Source organism: Bradyrhizobium elkanii USDA 76 (assembly GCF_023278185.1).
GTDB lineage: Bacteria > Pseudomonadota > Alphaproteobacteria > Rhizobiales > Xanthobacteraceae > Bradyrhizobium > Bradyrhizobium elkanii.
Map to the genome: position 1 here is coordinate 1,854,761 of NZ_CP066356.1, position 15,757 is coordinate 1,870,517.

The 15,757-nt window shown below is 59.3% G+C and carries 18 protein-coding genes and 3 pseudogenes; 12 read left to right on the forward strand and 9 right to left on the reverse strand.

Annotated elements, in window-relative coordinates:
- Window positions 1-237: 237 nt before the first annotated feature.
- A pseudogene (locus tag JEY66_RS08980) lies at window positions 238-402 on the reverse strand (transposase domain-containing protein); the annotation flags it as partial.
- A 20-nt stretch (window positions 403-422) separates the two neighbouring features.
- Here JEY66_RS08980 and JEY66_RS45085 point away from each other — a divergent pair.
- The gene (locus JEY66_RS45085) at window positions 423-656 is read left to right on the forward strand and encodes a DnaB-like helicase C-terminal domain-containing protein (protein ID WP_075969237.1); all 234 of its coding nucleotides are present in this window, start codon (window positions 423-425) and stop codon (window positions 654-656) included.
- A 74-nt stretch (window positions 657-730) separates the two neighbouring features.
- The gene (locus JEY66_RS45390; RefSeq protein ID WP_369527322.1) at window positions 731-1,294 is read left to right on the forward strand and encodes a DnaB-like helicase C-terminal domain-containing protein; all 564 of its coding nucleotides are present in this window, start codon (window positions 731-733) and stop codon (window positions 1,292-1,294) included.
- 628 nt (window positions 1,295-1,922) lie between these two features.
- Here the strand turns inward: JEY66_RS45390 and JEY66_RS08995 are convergent.
- Both JEY66_RS08995 and JEY66_RS09000 read right to left on the reverse strand, forming a co-directional pair.
- Window positions 1,923-2,279, reverse strand: a complete 357-nt coding sequence (locus tag JEY66_RS08995) for a HigA family addiction module antitoxin (RefSeq protein WP_018273509.1) — start codon at window positions 2,277-2,279, stop codon at window positions 1,923-1,925.
- 18 nt (window positions 2,280-2,297) lie between these two features.
- Window positions 2,298-2,576: pseudogene (locus JEY66_RS09000) on the reverse strand (type II toxin-antitoxin system RelE/ParE family toxin).
- 487 nt (window positions 2,577-3,063) lie between these two features.
- Here JEY66_RS09000 and JEY66_RS09005 point away from each other — a divergent pair.
- From JEY66_RS09005 to JEY66_RS09015, 3 genes are all read left to right on the forward strand, one after another.
- On the forward strand, window positions 3,064-3,306 hold the full coding sequence (locus JEY66_RS09005; protein WP_016841031.1) for a hypothetical protein: 243 nt from the start codon (window positions 3,064-3,066) through the stop codon (window positions 3,304-3,306).
- A complete protein-coding gene (locus JEY66_RS09010; protein WP_016841030.1) occupies window positions 3,303-3,515 on the forward strand; it encodes a hypothetical protein in 213 nt (70 codons plus the stop codon). Before JEY66_RS09005 ends, JEY66_RS09010 begins: the two co-directional genes overlap by 4 nt.
- A 181-nt stretch (window positions 3,516-3,696) precedes the next feature.
- Window positions 3,697-4,071, forward strand: a complete 375-nt coding sequence (locus JEY66_RS09015) for a hypothetical protein (RefSeq protein WP_016841029.1) — start codon at window positions 3,697-3,699, stop codon at window positions 4,069-4,071.
- Between the two features lie 787 nt (window positions 4,072-4,858).
- Here JEY66_RS09015 and JEY66_RS09020 read toward each other — a convergent pair.
- From JEY66_RS09020 to JEY66_RS09040, 5 genes are all read right to left on the reverse strand, one after another.
- Window positions 4,859-5,050, reverse strand: coding sequence for a hypothetical protein (locus tag JEY66_RS09020; RefSeq protein ID WP_075969235.1), 192 nt, complete (start codon window positions 5,048-5,050; stop codon window positions 4,859-4,861).
- Between the two features lie 397 nt (window positions 5,051-5,447).
- On the reverse strand, window positions 5,448-6,194 hold the full coding sequence (locus JEY66_RS09025; RefSeq protein WP_041482691.1) for a Crp/Fnr family transcriptional regulator: 747 nt from the start codon (window positions 6,192-6,194) through the stop codon (window positions 5,448-5,450).
- A gap of 500 nt (window positions 6,195-6,694) precedes the next feature.
- A complete protein-coding gene (locus JEY66_RS09030; RefSeq protein ID WP_307724570.1) occupies window positions 6,695-7,042 on the reverse strand; it encodes a DUF6894 family protein in 348 nt (115 codons plus the stop codon).
- A gap of 523 nt (window positions 7,043-7,565) precedes the next feature.
- A complete protein-coding gene (locus tag JEY66_RS09035) occupies window positions 7,566-7,880 on the reverse strand; it encodes a hypothetical protein (RefSeq protein WP_157183483.1) in 315 nt (104 codons plus the stop codon).
- An 893-nt stretch (window positions 7,881-8,773) separates the two neighbouring features.
- The gene (locus JEY66_RS09040) at window positions 8,774-10,168 is read right to left on the reverse strand and encodes a carbohydrate porin (protein ID WP_018273505.1); all 1,395 of its coding nucleotides are present in this window, start codon (window positions 10,166-10,168) and stop codon (window positions 8,774-8,776) included.
- 213 nt (window positions 10,169-10,381) lie between these two features.
- Between JEY66_RS09040 and JEY66_RS09045 the strand changes: the two genes are divergently transcribed.
- From JEY66_RS09045 to JEY66_RS09055, 3 genes are all read left to right on the forward strand, one after another.
- Window positions 10,382-10,609, forward strand: a complete 228-nt coding sequence (locus tag JEY66_RS09045; RefSeq protein ID WP_016841019.1) for a hypothetical protein — start codon at window positions 10,382-10,384, stop codon at window positions 10,607-10,609.
- 499 nt (window positions 10,610-11,108) lie between these two features.
- Window positions 11,109-11,342: a hypothetical protein gene (locus JEY66_RS09050; protein ID WP_240536851.1), complete on the forward strand. Its 234-nt coding sequence runs from the start codon at window positions 11,109-11,111 to the stop codon at window positions 11,340-11,342.
- 88 nt (window positions 11,343-11,430) lie between these two features.
- Window positions 11,431-11,571, forward strand: a complete 141-nt coding sequence (locus tag JEY66_RS09055; RefSeq protein ID WP_016841017.1) for a hypothetical protein — start codon at window positions 11,431-11,433, stop codon at window positions 11,569-11,571.
- Between the two features lie 596 nt (window positions 11,572-12,167).
- Here JEY66_RS09055 and JEY66_RS09060 read toward each other — a convergent pair.
- On the reverse strand, window positions 12,168-13,436 hold the full coding sequence (locus tag JEY66_RS09060) for a DUF892 family protein (protein ID WP_016841015.1): 1,269 nt from the start codon (window positions 13,434-13,436) through the stop codon (window positions 12,168-12,170).
- Window positions 13,437-13,618: 182 nt separating this feature from the next.
- Here JEY66_RS09060 and JEY66_RS09065 point away from each other — a divergent pair.
- From JEY66_RS09065 to JEY66_RS09080, 4 genes and pseudogenes are all read left to right on the forward strand, one after another.
- A pseudogene (locus tag JEY66_RS09065) lies at window positions 13,619-14,247 on the forward strand (phosphatase PAP2 family protein).
- Window positions 14,248-14,382: 135 nt separating this feature from the next.
- Window positions 14,383-14,838 (forward strand): cupin domain-containing protein, encoded by a 456-nt coding sequence (locus tag JEY66_RS09070; RefSeq protein WP_307724571.1) that lies wholly within the window; start codon window positions 14,383-14,385, stop codon window positions 14,836-14,838.
- Window positions 14,835-15,182, forward strand: a complete 348-nt coding sequence (locus tag JEY66_RS09075) for a DUF3147 family protein (protein ID WP_016841014.1) — start codon at window positions 14,835-14,837, stop codon at window positions 15,180-15,182. Before JEY66_RS09070 ends, JEY66_RS09075 begins: the two co-directional genes overlap by 4 nt.
- Complete coding sequence (locus tag JEY66_RS09080) at window positions 15,179-15,655, forward strand: DUF3147 family protein (protein ID WP_016841013.1); 477 nt, start codon at window positions 15,179-15,181, stop codon at window positions 15,653-15,655. The genes JEY66_RS09075 and JEY66_RS09080 overlap by 4 nt, the downstream gene beginning before the upstream one ends.
- The last annotated feature ends 102 nt before the right edge of the window (window positions 15,656-15,757 follow it).

Consider the following 15,757-nt stretch of genomic DNA (forward strand, 5'->3'; position numbering starts at 1 on the left):
AGCACGGTTGTCGCTGGAAGCTTGATCGAACCGACCGGGTCCATGGGACAAGGGGATCTTGGAACATCCCGGTTGCTGGCCACCTTGTGTCGGTTGCCAATCGCAATGGCACGGCCGTCGCGCCCGTGCCATACGAGTACGCCGAGCATCTTGTGCTCGGCATCGTGAGATTCAGCGAGTAGGACCTTCTCCACGGAGCGCCTATGACGGTCCATGGTAAGCGGCAAGCTGAGGCCGTCAGGCGGCGTGGTTCCATGGCATAAGCGCGTCGAGTTCGCTGTTCGGCCAACCGTTGGCGATACGCTGAAGTGTTACGGCGAGCCAGGCGAACGGATCGACGTTGTTCATCTTCGCCGTCTGCAGCAGTGTCGCGATCGTCGCCCAAGTTCGTCCCCCGCCGTCGATGATCGTCCCTTCAACGCATCCCGTCGGGCCATATTCTAAAGGGTCGACTGCCGGGATCTGACGTCAACATGGTGATCGACTCCGCGCGCCGGCTCAGCGATCTCCCGCTCTACATCGACGATACATCCTCGCTTTCCGTTGGCGAGGTGAGCGCCAGAACCAGAAGTCTCGCCGAGCGGGCGCAGCGGGAAGGGCGCCGGCTGGGCTTCATCGTCATCGACTATCTGAAGTACCTGAAAGCGTCATCCTAATATCGCGGCCAGCGTCACTATGCGGTGGTCTGAAGTCGCTGGCCAAGGAGCTGAATATCGTCGTCATCCTGCTCGTGCAGCTCAATCGAGAAGTCGAGAAACGAGATGACAAGCGGCCACAGTTTTCCGATCTGCGTGAGAGCGGCGACATTGAGGCTGACGCCGATACGGTGCTGTTTCTCTTCGGGGAGGAATATTACCTGTCCAAGCTCGAGCCGAAGCCGGGCATACCCGAGCACATGGAGTGGCAGACGAAGATCGAAAGCTGCCACAACCGCCTCGAAATCATCGTTGCGAAGCAGCGAAGCGGGCCCACTGACTCGTCAGGGGTATTCTGTGACCCCGCAGCATCAGCTATGCGCTCGACTTGGTCGCGACGATCACGCGGCTGCAGGCATCGTCGGCGACCAAGCTGGCGGTACGCTGCCCTCTGGGTGCCGAACCGCGCGATCGCGACCAACATCTCCAAGCCGGTGCAATGCGACATGATGCCGATCAAGCGGGCAGGTGGGTGGTACGAGGCGCCGGGCGCGACGATGGACCGGGCGGTTGATCTCGCTGCGTTCAGGATACATCCCGGCGCGACGATGCTTTGGCATGATGATGTTCTGCGGAGATGGCGAGATCAGGCAGTGTGACAAATGCATAGCGAAAGTGTCATTAGGAGACGAATGAGTATTTTGAACCGTTTGAGTATTTTTGAATGAAAACAATTATTTACGCGTGTAACGTGGGATATAGAAGCCCGCCGCTGCCCCTAGTATTTATTCCTCATCACCGCACGGCTTTGGGTATCTATCGGTGATGAGATCGCCGTCACCGCGCTCCCGCCTTCTTGCAACGGAAAGGAGTGCGCTGTGGTCATCAAGCGTCGCAATCGAACGAAACATACCAAGACATTCGAAGAGAGATTGGCCGAGGAGGCTGCTCGCTTCAGGGTCGCTGCTGCGCATCTCCCGCCCGGCACTCAGCGCGAGCTATATCTCCGCCGAGCGCGTCAGGCCGAAACGGCAGCCCATATCAACGAGTGGCTGACGTCGCCAGGGCTACAGCCGCCTAAGGCGCTCGAGGACATACACATGAGGAAGTAACATGACCCCCAGAGAACGCCGTGACATGCCGTGGATTATTGGAGCTGCCACTTTGGTTTTTGTCCTGTCGATCGTCGTTGGCGGCATGACGTACTTCCGGTAAGACAGCCGGCCTTGTGGAGTGAGATCCCCAGTGGATTGACTTTTGCAGTCGTAGCCAATATTCGCCCGAAAATCAGCTTGAGTGAATAGATGCGCCCGGCGGCTCCCGTCCGGGCGTCTCTCGTTTCACGCAGCTTTCGCGGTCGATCGGTTTGATCTTTTCCAGGTCGCTGCCAAGTTCTTGTTCGGCCATCTGCACGTCATAGGCATTCTGCAGGTTCAGCCAAAGCTGAGCAGAGGTTTTCAGCGCCTTGGACAGGCGAAGAGCAGTGTCCGCGGTAATCGAGGTCTCCTCGTTCGCAATACGCTCAATCCTGGTACGGGGAACGCCGCAAACCTTGGCGAGCGCACCGGCCGAAATGTTGAGCGGGATGAGAAATTCCTCGCGTAGCACCTCACCGGGGTGCAATGGGGACAGTTTCTTTGCCATATGACCTCCTTGGTCTGGCTAGTGGTAGTCAACGAACTCGACCTCCTTTGGACCTTCAGCGGTCCAGGAGAAGTAAATGCGGAACTTATCGTTCACGCGGATGGAATATTGCCCCTTGCGGTCGCCTTCAGGGCTTCAAGGTGATTGCCGGGAGGGGCCAAAAGGTCGTGTAGGTTCACAGCTGCGTTCAGATACTGGAGCTTACGGCGAGCTAGCTTGAGCAGATCGGCCGGAAAGCCTTTTGGCTTTGCCGTTGAAGGCTGCTTCGGTCAGCTCGTCCTTGAAGCACTTGATCATGATCGGAGTGTATCATGCGGTGATACGCCTCGCAAGAGGTTTGTATCATAATATGATACGTTCTTGTAGATCCGCAAGTTTTCCGATGCGGAATCCTCCTACCGAATAGGTGGGAGCCGCGGGATTACCACGCCGCTCTGGAGTGCGCTTGAGGCCGGGTGTCGGCGCGCGATCGGGATTTGGCATCGTCGAGCCGGCAAGGATGACGTTTGCCTGCACTGGGCGGCCGCGTCGGCATTCGAGCGGCCCGCAGGCGCGCAAAGCGATCTTTTCATTCGGTTCAAGCACGGGGCGACCTGGCAGGTCGTCGGCTCGGATAGCTATAACTCGTCGGTCGGGTCTCCTCCAGCCGGTGTGACGTTCTCCGAATGGGCGCTTGCGAACCCAGCAGCGTATGCGTACCGCGCCCTGATCCCCGTCGAGAATAGCGGCTGGGCGCTGTTCATCACGTCGCGCGGACGCAACCACGCCAAGTCGATGCTGAAATATGGCGCGCGGGAGCTCGGACTGGTTCGCGCAGGTTCTGACTGTCGACAACACGGGCGCGACCTCGCGTGAAGCCGTTGAGATCCAGCGCAGGGAGTATCACGGTATCTACAGCGACGAGGCCGGCGATGCGCTGATCGAGCAGGAATATTTCTGTCCTTCGAGGCTGCGGTTCGCGGCTTCTATTGGGGCAAGCAGCTCCGAGAGGCAGAGCAGGGCGGCCGGATCCTCGATGTCGCGGTGAATAGCGATCTGCCCGTGAACACGGCGTGGGATATCGGTGTCGACGATGCGATGGCGATCTGGTGCTTCCAAGTCTATTTCATGTTCCTGCGCCCGGTGCTCCATGCGATCCCGGCGCTCAAGGGCTTCTACGCTGAAGCCAACACGTTCTGGGGCAAGGTCTGGGCGCTCACGGGGCGTTCGGTCACGGTGCTATGGGCTTGTTCCTGACTGGCATCGGGACCGTATTTCAGTGGCTTGATCCAATTGCCGCGGCGCTTGGCGATCCTGATCTGAAGGCCCAGGTGATGGAGGCGCTGATGGACAACCCGCAGTACCTCGCTTACGTGTTAATGGGGATTCAGCCATCACTATCGCGGCTCGGCTTCGGTCGGTTGGGAAGGCCTGACCGATGTGGGAGACCGTCATTGGATGGTTCTTGAAGGGGCCGCTTGACCGCATCTTCAGAACCGTGGACAACGCGATCAACAATGAGACGACCCGAGAGCAGATCAAGGCCGATCTCGCGAAGTCCTGCCTCTCGTCTCAAGTCGCTATTTTAACCGGTCGCGGATGGTGGTTCCCACTACTGTTCATCGTGCCAGCAGGCTTCTGGTTTGCTGCTGTATGCGTCTATTCAGTCCTTTGGTGTAAGGCACGCGCCTTTCCACAGTCGTGGACGATTGCGGCGCTTCCCTCCCCACTGGATCAATGGATGGGAGCCATCGTTGGCTCGCTGTTCATCGCCAAAGTTGGCGGCGAAATTGTCGCGCGGCTTAAGCGGTAGGGCAATGCGAAGTGGACTTGGCACAGGAGCTGTTGAAACTCGGCCCTGCGGGCCTGATCTGCGTCATTTTTGTGTACTCGCTAAGGATATCCGACTCCCGCTGCTCGAAAACCAGCTGATCGAAAGCTATGACGAGCGCGTGTTGGCTGCCGATCGCCTCGCCGAAGCCATTCACAGCACGCGTACCGCGTTGGAAGCCCTGACGCGGGCAAAGCGATGAACCAGATCATCAATCAGTTTCGACGCATCTTCGCCGACGACGGGCGCGGGGACAAAGATTTCACCCAGCAGGAAGAGCGGTTTGAAGAAGGCGCAGGATGAGCTGAAGGAAGCATCCGCTTCATTGGCGCGAGCCGCTAACCATCTCGCCGACTTCATCAAAGCCAGGATGTGATGGAGTTCCAGCCTTCATGATCGTTCTCTCGGTTCTCACCATCGCCATCGCGTTCCAGGAGTGGCGCGGGTGGCGAAAGAATCCGCCTGATCTTCTGGACAGGCGGTAGCTCGGCCTGATGCTTCACGCCTGTTTCCCTCCCTAGCTTTCCCAGCGCCCTTTCGGGCACGCCGAGATGTTGAGGAAGTTACGACCTTGCCCCCGGGTGTGATTCTGATGCTGTGCCCATTAGGGCAGCTGAGATCGGATATCGTCCGGGACGCGAAGGCAAGCGTTGCTGCCGAAAGGATCAACGCTAGCTCGCGACAAATCGGGCACAGATACTTTTTGTCTGAAGGCGGTATTGGCGACGCCATCGGGCTCTCCGCCAAAACACTGCCGGGAAAACGCAGGTTAGGATTGCGGGTTCCCGTACTGGCTCTCCTCTTGCGGGAAAGGATCGTGCGTCTTGCGGTCGAGGAAGGTGTCGGGCGGAGGTAGTTTTAATAGTTCAGCCGCCTTTGCAATGAGTTCGCGGACGAATGCGGTCTGCTTGGATATTTGGGCGGCTTCATCGTGAACCCGATGAACAGGTTGGATTGGCATGGCTGTGCTCCTTGGCTTTGCAGGCGGGAGCGCTCTCGGTCTCTCAGCCACCGACGCCTACGAGCAGAGCCTTGGCCGGTGATAACTCATCAACGGCGCTGGAGCGATTTGCTCAATAGTGAACATAAGCTGGCGCCTAATCGGCGTCGGGCTCTTCTTTGTGCCTCGCCACAGCTTCATTAACTTTGTGGCGGTCGAGCCGATCTTCGGGGGAGAGCATCGAGACAGGGCGCCAGATGCTAACGTTGATCTCCAAGTTTGAATTACGTGGCTCCGTGGCCCACTCCCACCCATCGATCAAATGCGTCTTTGGTCCACGACTCCGGCGATATTTGCCGGGTGTTCTTGATCTTCCCCTGCCTGGATATGGTTCGGGCCGGCGCTGCCTAGCGCCGGTTCACCCGGCTGCCATTATGATCGCGCGCGGACTTGGGACTTTTAGCGCATGGAGATAATCGGCGCTGAACTCGGCCACCGTTTCAAGCTCCTCGCGCCGAAGCACGTAGGCGATTTGTCCGCGCCAATCGAGCAATCCCATCTTTCTCAGTTCCTGAACTGTGCGATTGACATGGACGGTTGAGAGGCCACAGGCATCCGCAAGGTCTTGCTGCGTTAAAGGAAGACGGAAGGTGTCGTTGTCGAGCAAACCCACCATCTCAAAACGGGTGGCAAGCTCGCAGAACAGATGCGCGACTCTTGGCAGCGCCGCCCTTGAGCCCAGGTTTTCGACCCATTCTCGGTAGATCGCTGCATGGATAAGGGTCTCTCGCCAAAATGCGTTTGTCAGCCCCGGAGATTCCTTCAACATCCGCCGGAGATGCGAATGGGATATGAAGGCCACAGTCGAGGTCCCCTCGCTGCAGAGATCGTGATCCAAAACGGGCAGATGCAGCGTATGGAGATCAGGTACGTCCCCCGGTACGTAGATGGACGATATTTGATTGCGTTCGGAAACAACCCTTCGACGCGACAGCATTCCAGTCATCACGACGGCACAATGCACGGGCACGTCGCCTTGCCGTGCGACGCGGTCGCCGTCTCTAAATGTTTTGATGATGTGAGGCATCTGCTGGAGCCGGACCTTGTCTTGCTCGGACAGCTCAACGACGGACAGCAAACGCGCGATTAGCTTGACATGCGGCATCAGACACTCCCTCCCCTTTGCAGGCGGGAGCACGAGAGTGTCTCTCAGTCACCAGCGCCCACAGAAAAGGCCTTGGCCGATGATGCACAAGCAACGCGGGAAAGGGAACTAAGTTCCCGCGCTGACTGAACCATCAGGTGCGTGTTCGCCCTGCGAGAAAGTAGGATTTCTGGCTGTAACAAATCGATACAGAAAGTGCGCTCCCGCCGGGCGCGAGATTCACCTCGGTTATTTCGGGAACCCAACTTTGCCAAGATCCTCAATGGCATGGGGCAGGTGATTTTCATTTCCTATTTTTACAGCCCTAAAATGACGACCGCTGCATCCTGGCGGACAGCGGTTCGGCAATCAGTCTAGGCCCCAGCCAGTCCCCTCGCTGGGGCCTTTTTTTGGAACAGGGGGCGACAGGCGCGGTTCTAGTCTCGCTTTGATGAGGAGTGGAACGACCCCTCGGCCTCAGTGCTCTTCCCGGGCACTGGGGCCGTTTTTGCAGTTTGAGGTTAGCTCACTTTGTTGCGGCTGATCGCGAAGGAAAAGCGGACCGTCATAACGGGGCCGGCGTCGTCCCGGACCTCGATCTCCATTTGCTCAGCGCCGCTACCGCTGAGGGTCGCTACGGCATCATGGGCCATGCCGCCTAAAGATCGCGCAGCCTCGTCCTGTGCCGCGTCCAGATCCCGAAGATCGAGGCCTTCCTCGTCAGGGGTTGTTCCGTTGCCATCCTTTAAATCGAAGTAATACCGAGGCATTGAGCGCGCCCATTCATTTCCTAACATTTCAAAGCGAAATTCGAGGGGCGTTCCTAGTGGCCCCGCTTTTTGAAATGCGGCGGCCTGTTTGGGGAGCACAGGAACAGGTCCTCATTCGGCGGTTGGGTCATTGGCGGGTCGCGCTGCCCGCCGCGGTATTCGGACAACGACGGAAGCCGAGCTCCAGCGACGCCCCCGCGCTGGGGCTACTTCTCTAGGCCATCACCCGAACGGGTCTTTGCCTGGCTGAAATATCCTCACGAACGTCCCGCTCTCGCCTGGATCGTTTCTTCAGAATTGCTCATTTCGAAATACCCATTATCAGGCAGCAACCAACGGACGAGAATAATCGAGAAGTCAACTTATACCTTTGGGCGCTTTTCTCGTTGCACTGCGCTAGTCTTTTGCCTCGGAGCAGGGGAATGGCGAGCGAGCTAAAACAAGCGGAGTACCGGGCAGGCGGGGGCGCGCCAATGCTTAGCCGGCTGCGCCGTGTCGAAGAATGGCGCAGGGCGCGCTTCCGGCAGTTGCTGGATGGGCCGGACCGAGAATCGGCAATCAGAGCGGCGCGACTCTATCTGGAGGTTGGGGCGCGGCGCATGGCAGCTGAGCGGGGGCTTGTTTAGCGAACCCTGGTAGGCTTGCTCATCTCCGCAAGCCCGCCAGCAGTAATGCGATAGCTGACCTTTCCGTCAGCTTCTCGAATCTCAATCCACTGATGGCGAAGTAAGGTCAGTTTCAACTTTGCCTGATCTGGCAGATCGACAGCGGGGACCCATTCACCGCCCCGAAGGTGCTCCAGAAATTGCCGATGGCGATGATTGAAGGAAGTGGCCAAGCCAAGCCCAAAGAGCAAAAATTGTTCAGAGTGGACGAATCCAGCAGTCCAGACATCATGGGCATCGAAGGCCCGTCCGTCGTGATCCAAATGGATCACTGACTTATCCCGCGCGAGGCCGACCCGTGAAATACAGCGACAGAACGCTCCCGACGCGATAGAGTGAGTTGTTGAACACAACCGAATGCGTCAAGTGGCTCGATATTGGGAGATCGTTCATGAGATTCTTTTTCCTCGGTATCGCAATGGTCGGAATCGTAGTCGGGACACAAGCAAAGGCAGGCGCGAGCCGAGACTATGAAGTTGACTACTACGCGGAGCGACAGCTTCGGACGCAGGTTGGAACGTTCTACAAGCCATGCGGTACCGGCGCCGCCACAATGAACGGGCAGCGAACGCACTACTTCAAGAAGTCGCAATCATCATGTCTGGTCACTGGGGGACATCCGCCGCCAGCGACAATAAGCTGCGAGTTCACCCAAGCGGGTTGCACAGACGCTCTCGCACATGCGTTTCCGCTCATCCCTCACGCACCCGGCTTCAGCCTGAGCATGGGTGCTGCACCCGCGTTGTTCCAAGCTAGCGCCGCTGACCAGGAGCTTTATAAGCGAAACAAGCGCGATTCCGGCGTGAAGTAAATCGGATTGTAGCTTTACGCGACTTAGGTGGCCTCCGGATTAGCCGCATTTGGGGGCGCCGCCTTTGCCGCGGCCAGTTCATTCGCCTTGTTAGCGCTGAGCGCTTTGATTTCCGCCAGCCGCATTTCTCACTTATGCTTCTCGACGTACCATTCATCAAAAAGCATCTCGATCAAGTCAATCAACATCTGAACCTCGCCGGGCTCGATGTCGACGATTAGATTCACGTCCTTTTCCATGTGGGCGCCAATATTGCCAAAGCTGCGAACCGCGTCGATCGCTCTCGCGCGTTACGCCCTTTGGAGCCGTATGATCGTCTAGCTGTTTTCGTCGATTAACGGCGGAATCTGCCTCCTAGAATTTCAAAGTCGTGCGCAGGCCGAAGACTGTTGCGTTCTTGAGCGCTCGGCCCGGGATCGGCCCCGCCGGGTCCGTTGCTCCGCCCCCGGGATGAATGATGTATTGGAAATTTGGCTGCAGGGTCCAGCCGTCCCGTAACTGATATTGATACACCGCCGTCAACAGTCCTTCGAAGCTGCGCACCGGCCATGTCGGACCAAAGAGTACGCGATAGTCGACGTCCAGTGCCTGAGCCCGCTTCGAGACGTGGGCGTAGCCAGCAGCGATGCCGAATTTGTCGTCTGGTCGTTTGTCGCTGAGGCCGATGAACTCCAGTCCGGCGTCGGCGTAGAGATCAATCAGATTGCGGTCCGCGGGAGCGCCGGAGATGCGAGCGAAAACGCCGATTCCCCGATCATCGCTTTTGGGCACGCGATAAATCTGCTGCTCGAAGACCGCCCATCCGCCGACATCGCCTGCCAACATCAGGGGAGTGCCGCTGCTGGCCGGCGCCGCAAGCGAAACGCCGTTGCTGGCGAGTTGAAGATCGGAGAATGGCCCGAGGTGACGCCACCCGCCGAACTTGATCTGGCCCGTCAGATTGGGATCGCCCTTCGTGTTGTTCCAGGAGTACTGGATTTGGCCCAGCAGAAGGGGCGGATCGTTAATCCGGAAGTTGACGCCATATCGGTTGCGTTGTTGTGGATCGCCTGGGCCCGGACCCGCCTGGTTGCCGTCGAAGACGCCGCCAAGAATGGATAGCTGATCCGTGGCGTTGACCAGCAGCCGGGTGCCCATTGCCGCCAACGGCGGCGACGGACCGCCGCTGGGCAGGTCGAGAGATGTGATTGCCGGCCACCCCATCGATGCGTTGGTGAAGACATCTGTATATTTCGTGTTGAAGAACTCGCTATCGGCGGCGAGCTGCCCGAACTTCAGGGAGACCTTTTTGTTACCCCACTGCTTCTCGAAGTAGGCTTCGTAAAGTCGCGTCGACGGCAATGCCTCGATGCCGCTGACGACGAAGAGATTGTCGAGATAGTTGCGCGACAGTCCCGCACCGTGAATCTGGAACATGTTGGCGTGGAAGGTAAGCTTGTCGATGCCGGCGAGCTTCTGCAGGTCGACATCGACGGCAAGGTTCAGCCGGCCTTCGTAGATCGCTCCCTGCTTCAGCCCGCCGGAGACATTTCCGAGCGTCTCGCCGATGTAGGTCGCGGCGAACTTGATCCCGTATTTTTGAAACGGGTTCGGCAGAAGTCCAAGCGTCTTCTCCTCGATGGTGCTCTCGCCGGTGTCCGGATCGGCAGGCTTGTCTTCGTCGGTCTTCTTGTCTTCCTGCGCGAAAGCGTGGGTGCCGGCGAGAAGCCCCGCAACAAGGACCGCCAGCGTCAGGCATCTAACGACCATGTTCAATCGAACCGCATAGCGAGGAGTCCGCAAGACAGAGGCACATTGGGACACGGTCGAATAGCAAACTCAAGAGCGCGCGCGCTGGCTGGTTCCGTCCAGGTGATTTTCCAAGCCCGTGATTTTTGCGGCAGCGCAACGGCAACCCCGGGAACAATCGGAACTTTGCCTTGACGCTGCCGTTCGTGAGTGGGGCCAGAATGGAGGAGTGAGATGAATAAGCTGATCGTCTGCGGCGCCCTTGCCACTTTTGTACTCGGTGCGCAGGCTGCGAGCGCCGCCGAATTCTACATCGTGCGCGATGCCGCGACTAAGAAATGCACGGTCGTCGACACAAAGCCGACAACTACCACCACGACGGTCGTTGGCGACGGCGTCTATAAGACCAAGACGGAAGCCGAATCCGCCGTGAAGACCACCAAGGTCTGCACCGAACAGTGATGATCCGTCGGCCATGGTTCGGGCCGGTCGGAAGGACAAGGAGGATGAACGATGCCTGTATTTCTGTTGTGGGCCGTTCCCGCCGTCATCGTGATCGGCGGCGCCGGCTATTGGCTGATTCACATACACTGATCAAACAACGATGATCACGAAGCGGCCCGTCCGGTCATGTCAGGCGAGCCGCTTTTCTGCCGGGACGGCGCCCGTTTCGGACGGGCAGCGGACGAACCCAGGCAACCATGCCGACCGCCGTACGTTGACCCTCGAATGGGGCGCAGCTACGGAGCCGCCGATGATCGAAACCGATACCCTTTTGGTGAAGTGCCCCAACTGCGGCGCCTGGCCTATGGCGGCGGGCCCGAACGCCCCCTATTCCCATCAGGACGTTCGGCTGAGATGCGCCAAGTGCGGCCATGGCGAGGATGGCCGGCTGCGACGCTCCGCGTCCGTCGAACACCCCCCGCAGCAGCCGCATGCCGCTTGAATCATGAAGATACGCGTGCACTTGCAAAGCCACATCGTCGAGCTCGATGACGGCTCGAGATGGCAGGTCTTTCCGGGCGATCTCGACTTGACGCTGAACTGGAAGCCGGAAACGGACCTGATGGTTCTCGATGCAGACGACGAAGTTGCGTCTCATGTCCTGGTCGGTGGTGGCGCAAAGGTGCGCGCGAGGCGCGTGGGCGACAGCTGGCCTGCGACGCAAGTCAAGGACGCGCTGAAGGGCGGTTGAGCGCTTTTTGCAACCCGCCGGTTGGAGATCCATGGAAGACGAGAGGGCCCATTGGCTCGCGGAGGCGTAGGGATGCCGACGCCTGGCGTTGTCGATCAGCGATCTGGATACTGTCGAGCGGCTAAATGCGCTGGGCGATCCTACTCCGGAAGAGAAGCTGCTCGCGAAGATCGACACCGCGCTGAGCTTGCTCGAGCCGCGACGTGTTGCCGGACCGAGCAGCAAATGAACCGGCGCTGCCGCCAGTCAGCGCTCGGCAAGCTGACAAAGCGATCTCGGACGATGATCGGGCCGCGTAGCTCCGTGTGGCGCAGGGCCGGTAGGCCTACTCCGGAGACGCCCGCAGTCGGAGCAAGAGGCGTTCGAAGCCAGAAGCGAAGCCGACGGCACAGGGCAGCCCGACTCGGAGGCCTCGAACTAGCGATAATTGGTGAACAATGCGCGAGTGGCTCCGATCTCCCGGACTCCAGCGGTCCACCTAGCTTGACCTACGTCAACGTGGCTTTGGCCGCTGGCCTGAGAGTTTCGGCATGACCGAGCGATACGACCGGATCACTATTGCCGGATACGTCGCCATCGCCTTTGGCGTCGCGGCGTTGATTTGGCTGCTGATGTCGTAGAGGCCGCCTCAGTCGGCGGCCTCTTTCATCCTAGATCCAATTCATATGTTGGCCGAAAATCCGGCGAAGTGCCATCATATTGGGATACTGAATACCCAAAAGATGACCGAGGTATTGGCGCAGCGCTCTCATTCCGGTATCTGACAGGAACTGCTGGTCTTGCGGTCCTTCGGGCCCTGAGCACTTGCGGCCCCGCCAGCCGGCGTTATTCGGCCTGTTCGATCGCGGCTGGCATTTTGGCTACCGACATCAGAGATCGAGCGACTTGGTTTAGCAACTGATCAGAATTCTCCTCTTCCGCAAGTGACTTCGACAACAGCGCGACGACTGCACTGTGGCGTAGCTGCTGGGCGAGATTCTTCGCCATGGTGTAAGCCGAGATTTCATAGTGCTCCACACGCTGTGCAGCTCCGATTAAGGCGAGGTCCGCGGCCGCGTCTTCCTTTTCCTCTCCTTCAGCCATGATTTCCTGGCCTTCCTCGATAAGCCCCATCATGCCCTTGCAAGGCTTCGCTCGGACGGTCTTGCCGAGCAACTCGAAGCATTCATTGATGCGCTCCACCTGGTTTTCGGTCTCGACGAGATGTTGCTCAAGCAGCTCTCGCAACTGATCGAAGCGAGCTGCCTCGGCCATCTTCGGAAGCGTCTTGGTGAGTTGCTTTTCGGCATGCAGGATGTCGCGTAGCTCATCGATCAACAAGTCGCCAAGCCCGGCTTGGTCGTCTGGCGGCGAACTTTCCGCGACGATCGCGGCGGACGCGCCGGGGTCAGCCTGGATCGCTGGCGATTCCGTGAAGACCCAGCCATTGCCCTCGTTCCACGGACCGCGGGCGTCGATCTCACCGTGGTCGCCGGCCCCGGTGGAGTCGTTGAAGAACTGGTCGACCAGTCCCGGTGTTGGGGCGATGCGGCCGATGCTGAAAGCGGGCTTGGCCATGCTCTCGAGCGCCAGCGCGAACGCTCTCATGTGTGTGATTTCCCGAGTCATCAGGAACTGCAGCGCGTCCTTGGTACCGGCGTCGTCGCAGAAATTGATTAGGCGTTCATAGACGATCTTGGCCCGCGCTTCGGCGGCGATGTTGCTGCGCAGATCGACGTCGAGCTCGCCGGTTATCTTCAGGTAGTCGGCCGTCCACGCATTGCCCTGGGAATTGAACAGGTTCACGCCGCCGCCACCAGCGATCGCAATCAGGGGATCGGCTTCGGCGGCCTGGCGATCGAACTTCGCCGGCTTGAGGTGCATCCGGGCGAGTGTCCCCACGACTTCGAGGTGACTCAGTTCCTCGGTGCCAATATCCATCAGCAGGTCCTTGCGATCCGGATCCTCGCAGTTGAGCCCCTGTATTGAATATTGCATCGCCGCAGCGAGCTCGCCGTTGGCACCACCGAACTGTTCAAGAAGCATGTTGCCAAAACGAGGGTCTGGTTCGTCGACGCGGACAGTGAACATCAGCTTCTTGACATGGTGGTACATCGAAAGGCCTTGCAATGAGAGGGGAGATCATCCCGAACGGAAGCCAGGATCGTTTGTTCCTATCGGACGGAGGATTCCTGCCCGGACGCCGAACCGCCGACTTTCCTTGTTGGAAAGCCGGGGGAGGACCTCGACGGCACGTTGAGCGTTGGGGAGGTACTTATCTTTTCGATCGTTGAGACATGTTCAAGATCGCTAGCTTGTCAGCAAGGCGCCTTGGCCGCAGTCCAAGCTTTCCGGTGAATGTTAGACCGACCAGAGCGGATGTCGCGGTGGCACATTCAATCGCCCGCAGCACTGCGCCGGCCCCGGAGCAGGTGGCCCGCGCCCTGACCTGGGGCGCAGATGAGAAGCTTCTTCTGGTCCTGACAGCCGTCGGCTGGCTTGCCTCGCGCGGTTGTGGGGTGCCGCTGCGGCGCGCAGGAAACCATGCTCTGCCAGTGACGGTCACTGCGTCGCTGCTGCCCGATGATTTAAAACTCGTATTCGACCAAACTCGGCCGGATCGTCAGACGGTGATTGGGCATATGCATGGCGTCCCGCTTTCCGGCAAACGAAAAGATGCGTTTCCCTCAGGCCACGCGCTGCACATGGACTGGCACCGGCGGCCTGCGGGTTGCCAGCTGGTCCCCGGCGGGCGATCCGCGCGATTGCGGTCGGGCTGTCGCTCACTCGCATTGCGATCCTGGCGCATTGGGCGAGCGATGTCGTTGCCGGCTTCGCACTCGGGGCGATTCTCGAACGGGGCCTCCGGCTTTGGACCGGCTACTCGAACGGAATTTCAAAGGAGGATGATCATGCCGACTCTTGAAGACCTGAAGGGATACATGGAGCGCGCAACCGGTCTGAAGCGCCCCGGCAAGCGGAAGGCTGTGGATCTCGCGCGAGCGCGAAAGCCTGTTACGGTTCGCTTTAAGGACGACGGTCTCATTCCAAATCACCCGCGATGGCCGCTCGTACTGTATCGAAACGCGGTCGCTTTCGACGAAGACCTGGACGCCGCAGCCTGATCGAAGACCTATTTGAAGCGAACGGATGGGGAGATAGCTGGCGGGATGGCATCTACGATTACGTGCATTATCACTCCAGGATCCATGAGGTACTCGGCATCGCGCGCGGCAAGGGCCGCGTTCGGTTCGGCGGCAACAAAGGGAAGATCTTCACCCTGAAGGCTGGGGACATCGCGGTTCTTCCCGCCGGCACAGGACATCAGTGCCTTTCCGCGGGCGATGAGTTCCTCGTCATCGGGGCATACCCGCCGACCGGTACATACGACGAGTGCACGAGCGTCGAAGACCGTCAGCGGGCGCTGAAAGCCATTCCGAAGGTTTCGGTGCCGCGTAAGGATCCGGTCTCTGGGGCCGGCGGGCCGCTCTCGAAGCTCTGGAAGAAAGCGAAATGACCGAGTACGTCATCCGCTTCGTCCTCGGGGGCGCCGTCGTATCGGCCTTCGCGATGCTGGGAGATCTCCTGCGTCCAAAGAGCTTCGCCGGCCTGTTCGGAGCAGCGCCCTCGGTCGCGCTCGCGACGCTTGGGATCGCGGTGTATCAGCACGGGGTCAATTACGCCGCCTTGCAAGCTCAGGCGATGATTGCGGGAGCGGTTGCGCTCGCCATCTACAGTGTCGTCGCCTGCCATCTGCTTGTCCGCGCAAAGCTGCGAGCGGTGACGGCGACCTTGCTGTCACTCGTCATTTGGCTGGTCGCCGCTTTCGGGCTGCTGGTTTTCGCTGGAGGTCAGACGTGAGCCCGATCCGCCTTTCAACGTCATCTCTCAAGGAAGGCCGCTGGTACGAATATCTGATTCGCTTCGTGCTTGGCGGCGCTGCGACCGTCTTTACCGGCCTCATCAGCAGTCGCTATGGAGCAGTCATCGGTGGCGTTTTTCTTGCCCTTCCAGCCATATTCTGCGCGAGCGCAACGCTGATTGAGAAGCATGAAATTCGCCGCAAGCGCGAAGCGGGTCTCGCCGGCAAGCGCCGCGGGCAAATGGCGGCCGCCGTCGATGCCGCTGGCGCTGCGCTCGGCGCGCTGGGCATGCTGGCCTTCGCGGTTGGTTTCTCGATGCTAATCCCACGCGGCAACATCCCCGCCGTCTTCGTCGGCGCCTCCCTCGCCTGGTTGACTGTCGCGGTAGCGGCTTGGTACGTGCGCCGGAAAATGCGATCGATGCGGACCGTGAAAGAGCCCAGCGGCTCCACGAATTCGCGAACGCGATAGACGGGCTGGCGATCTTCTCTTCATTAGTTCGCAATGAGGAAGTTTGATCTCGTCATGGCCGAGCTACCTTCCGGGCATTCATATCGGCACCCGTCACCGGCC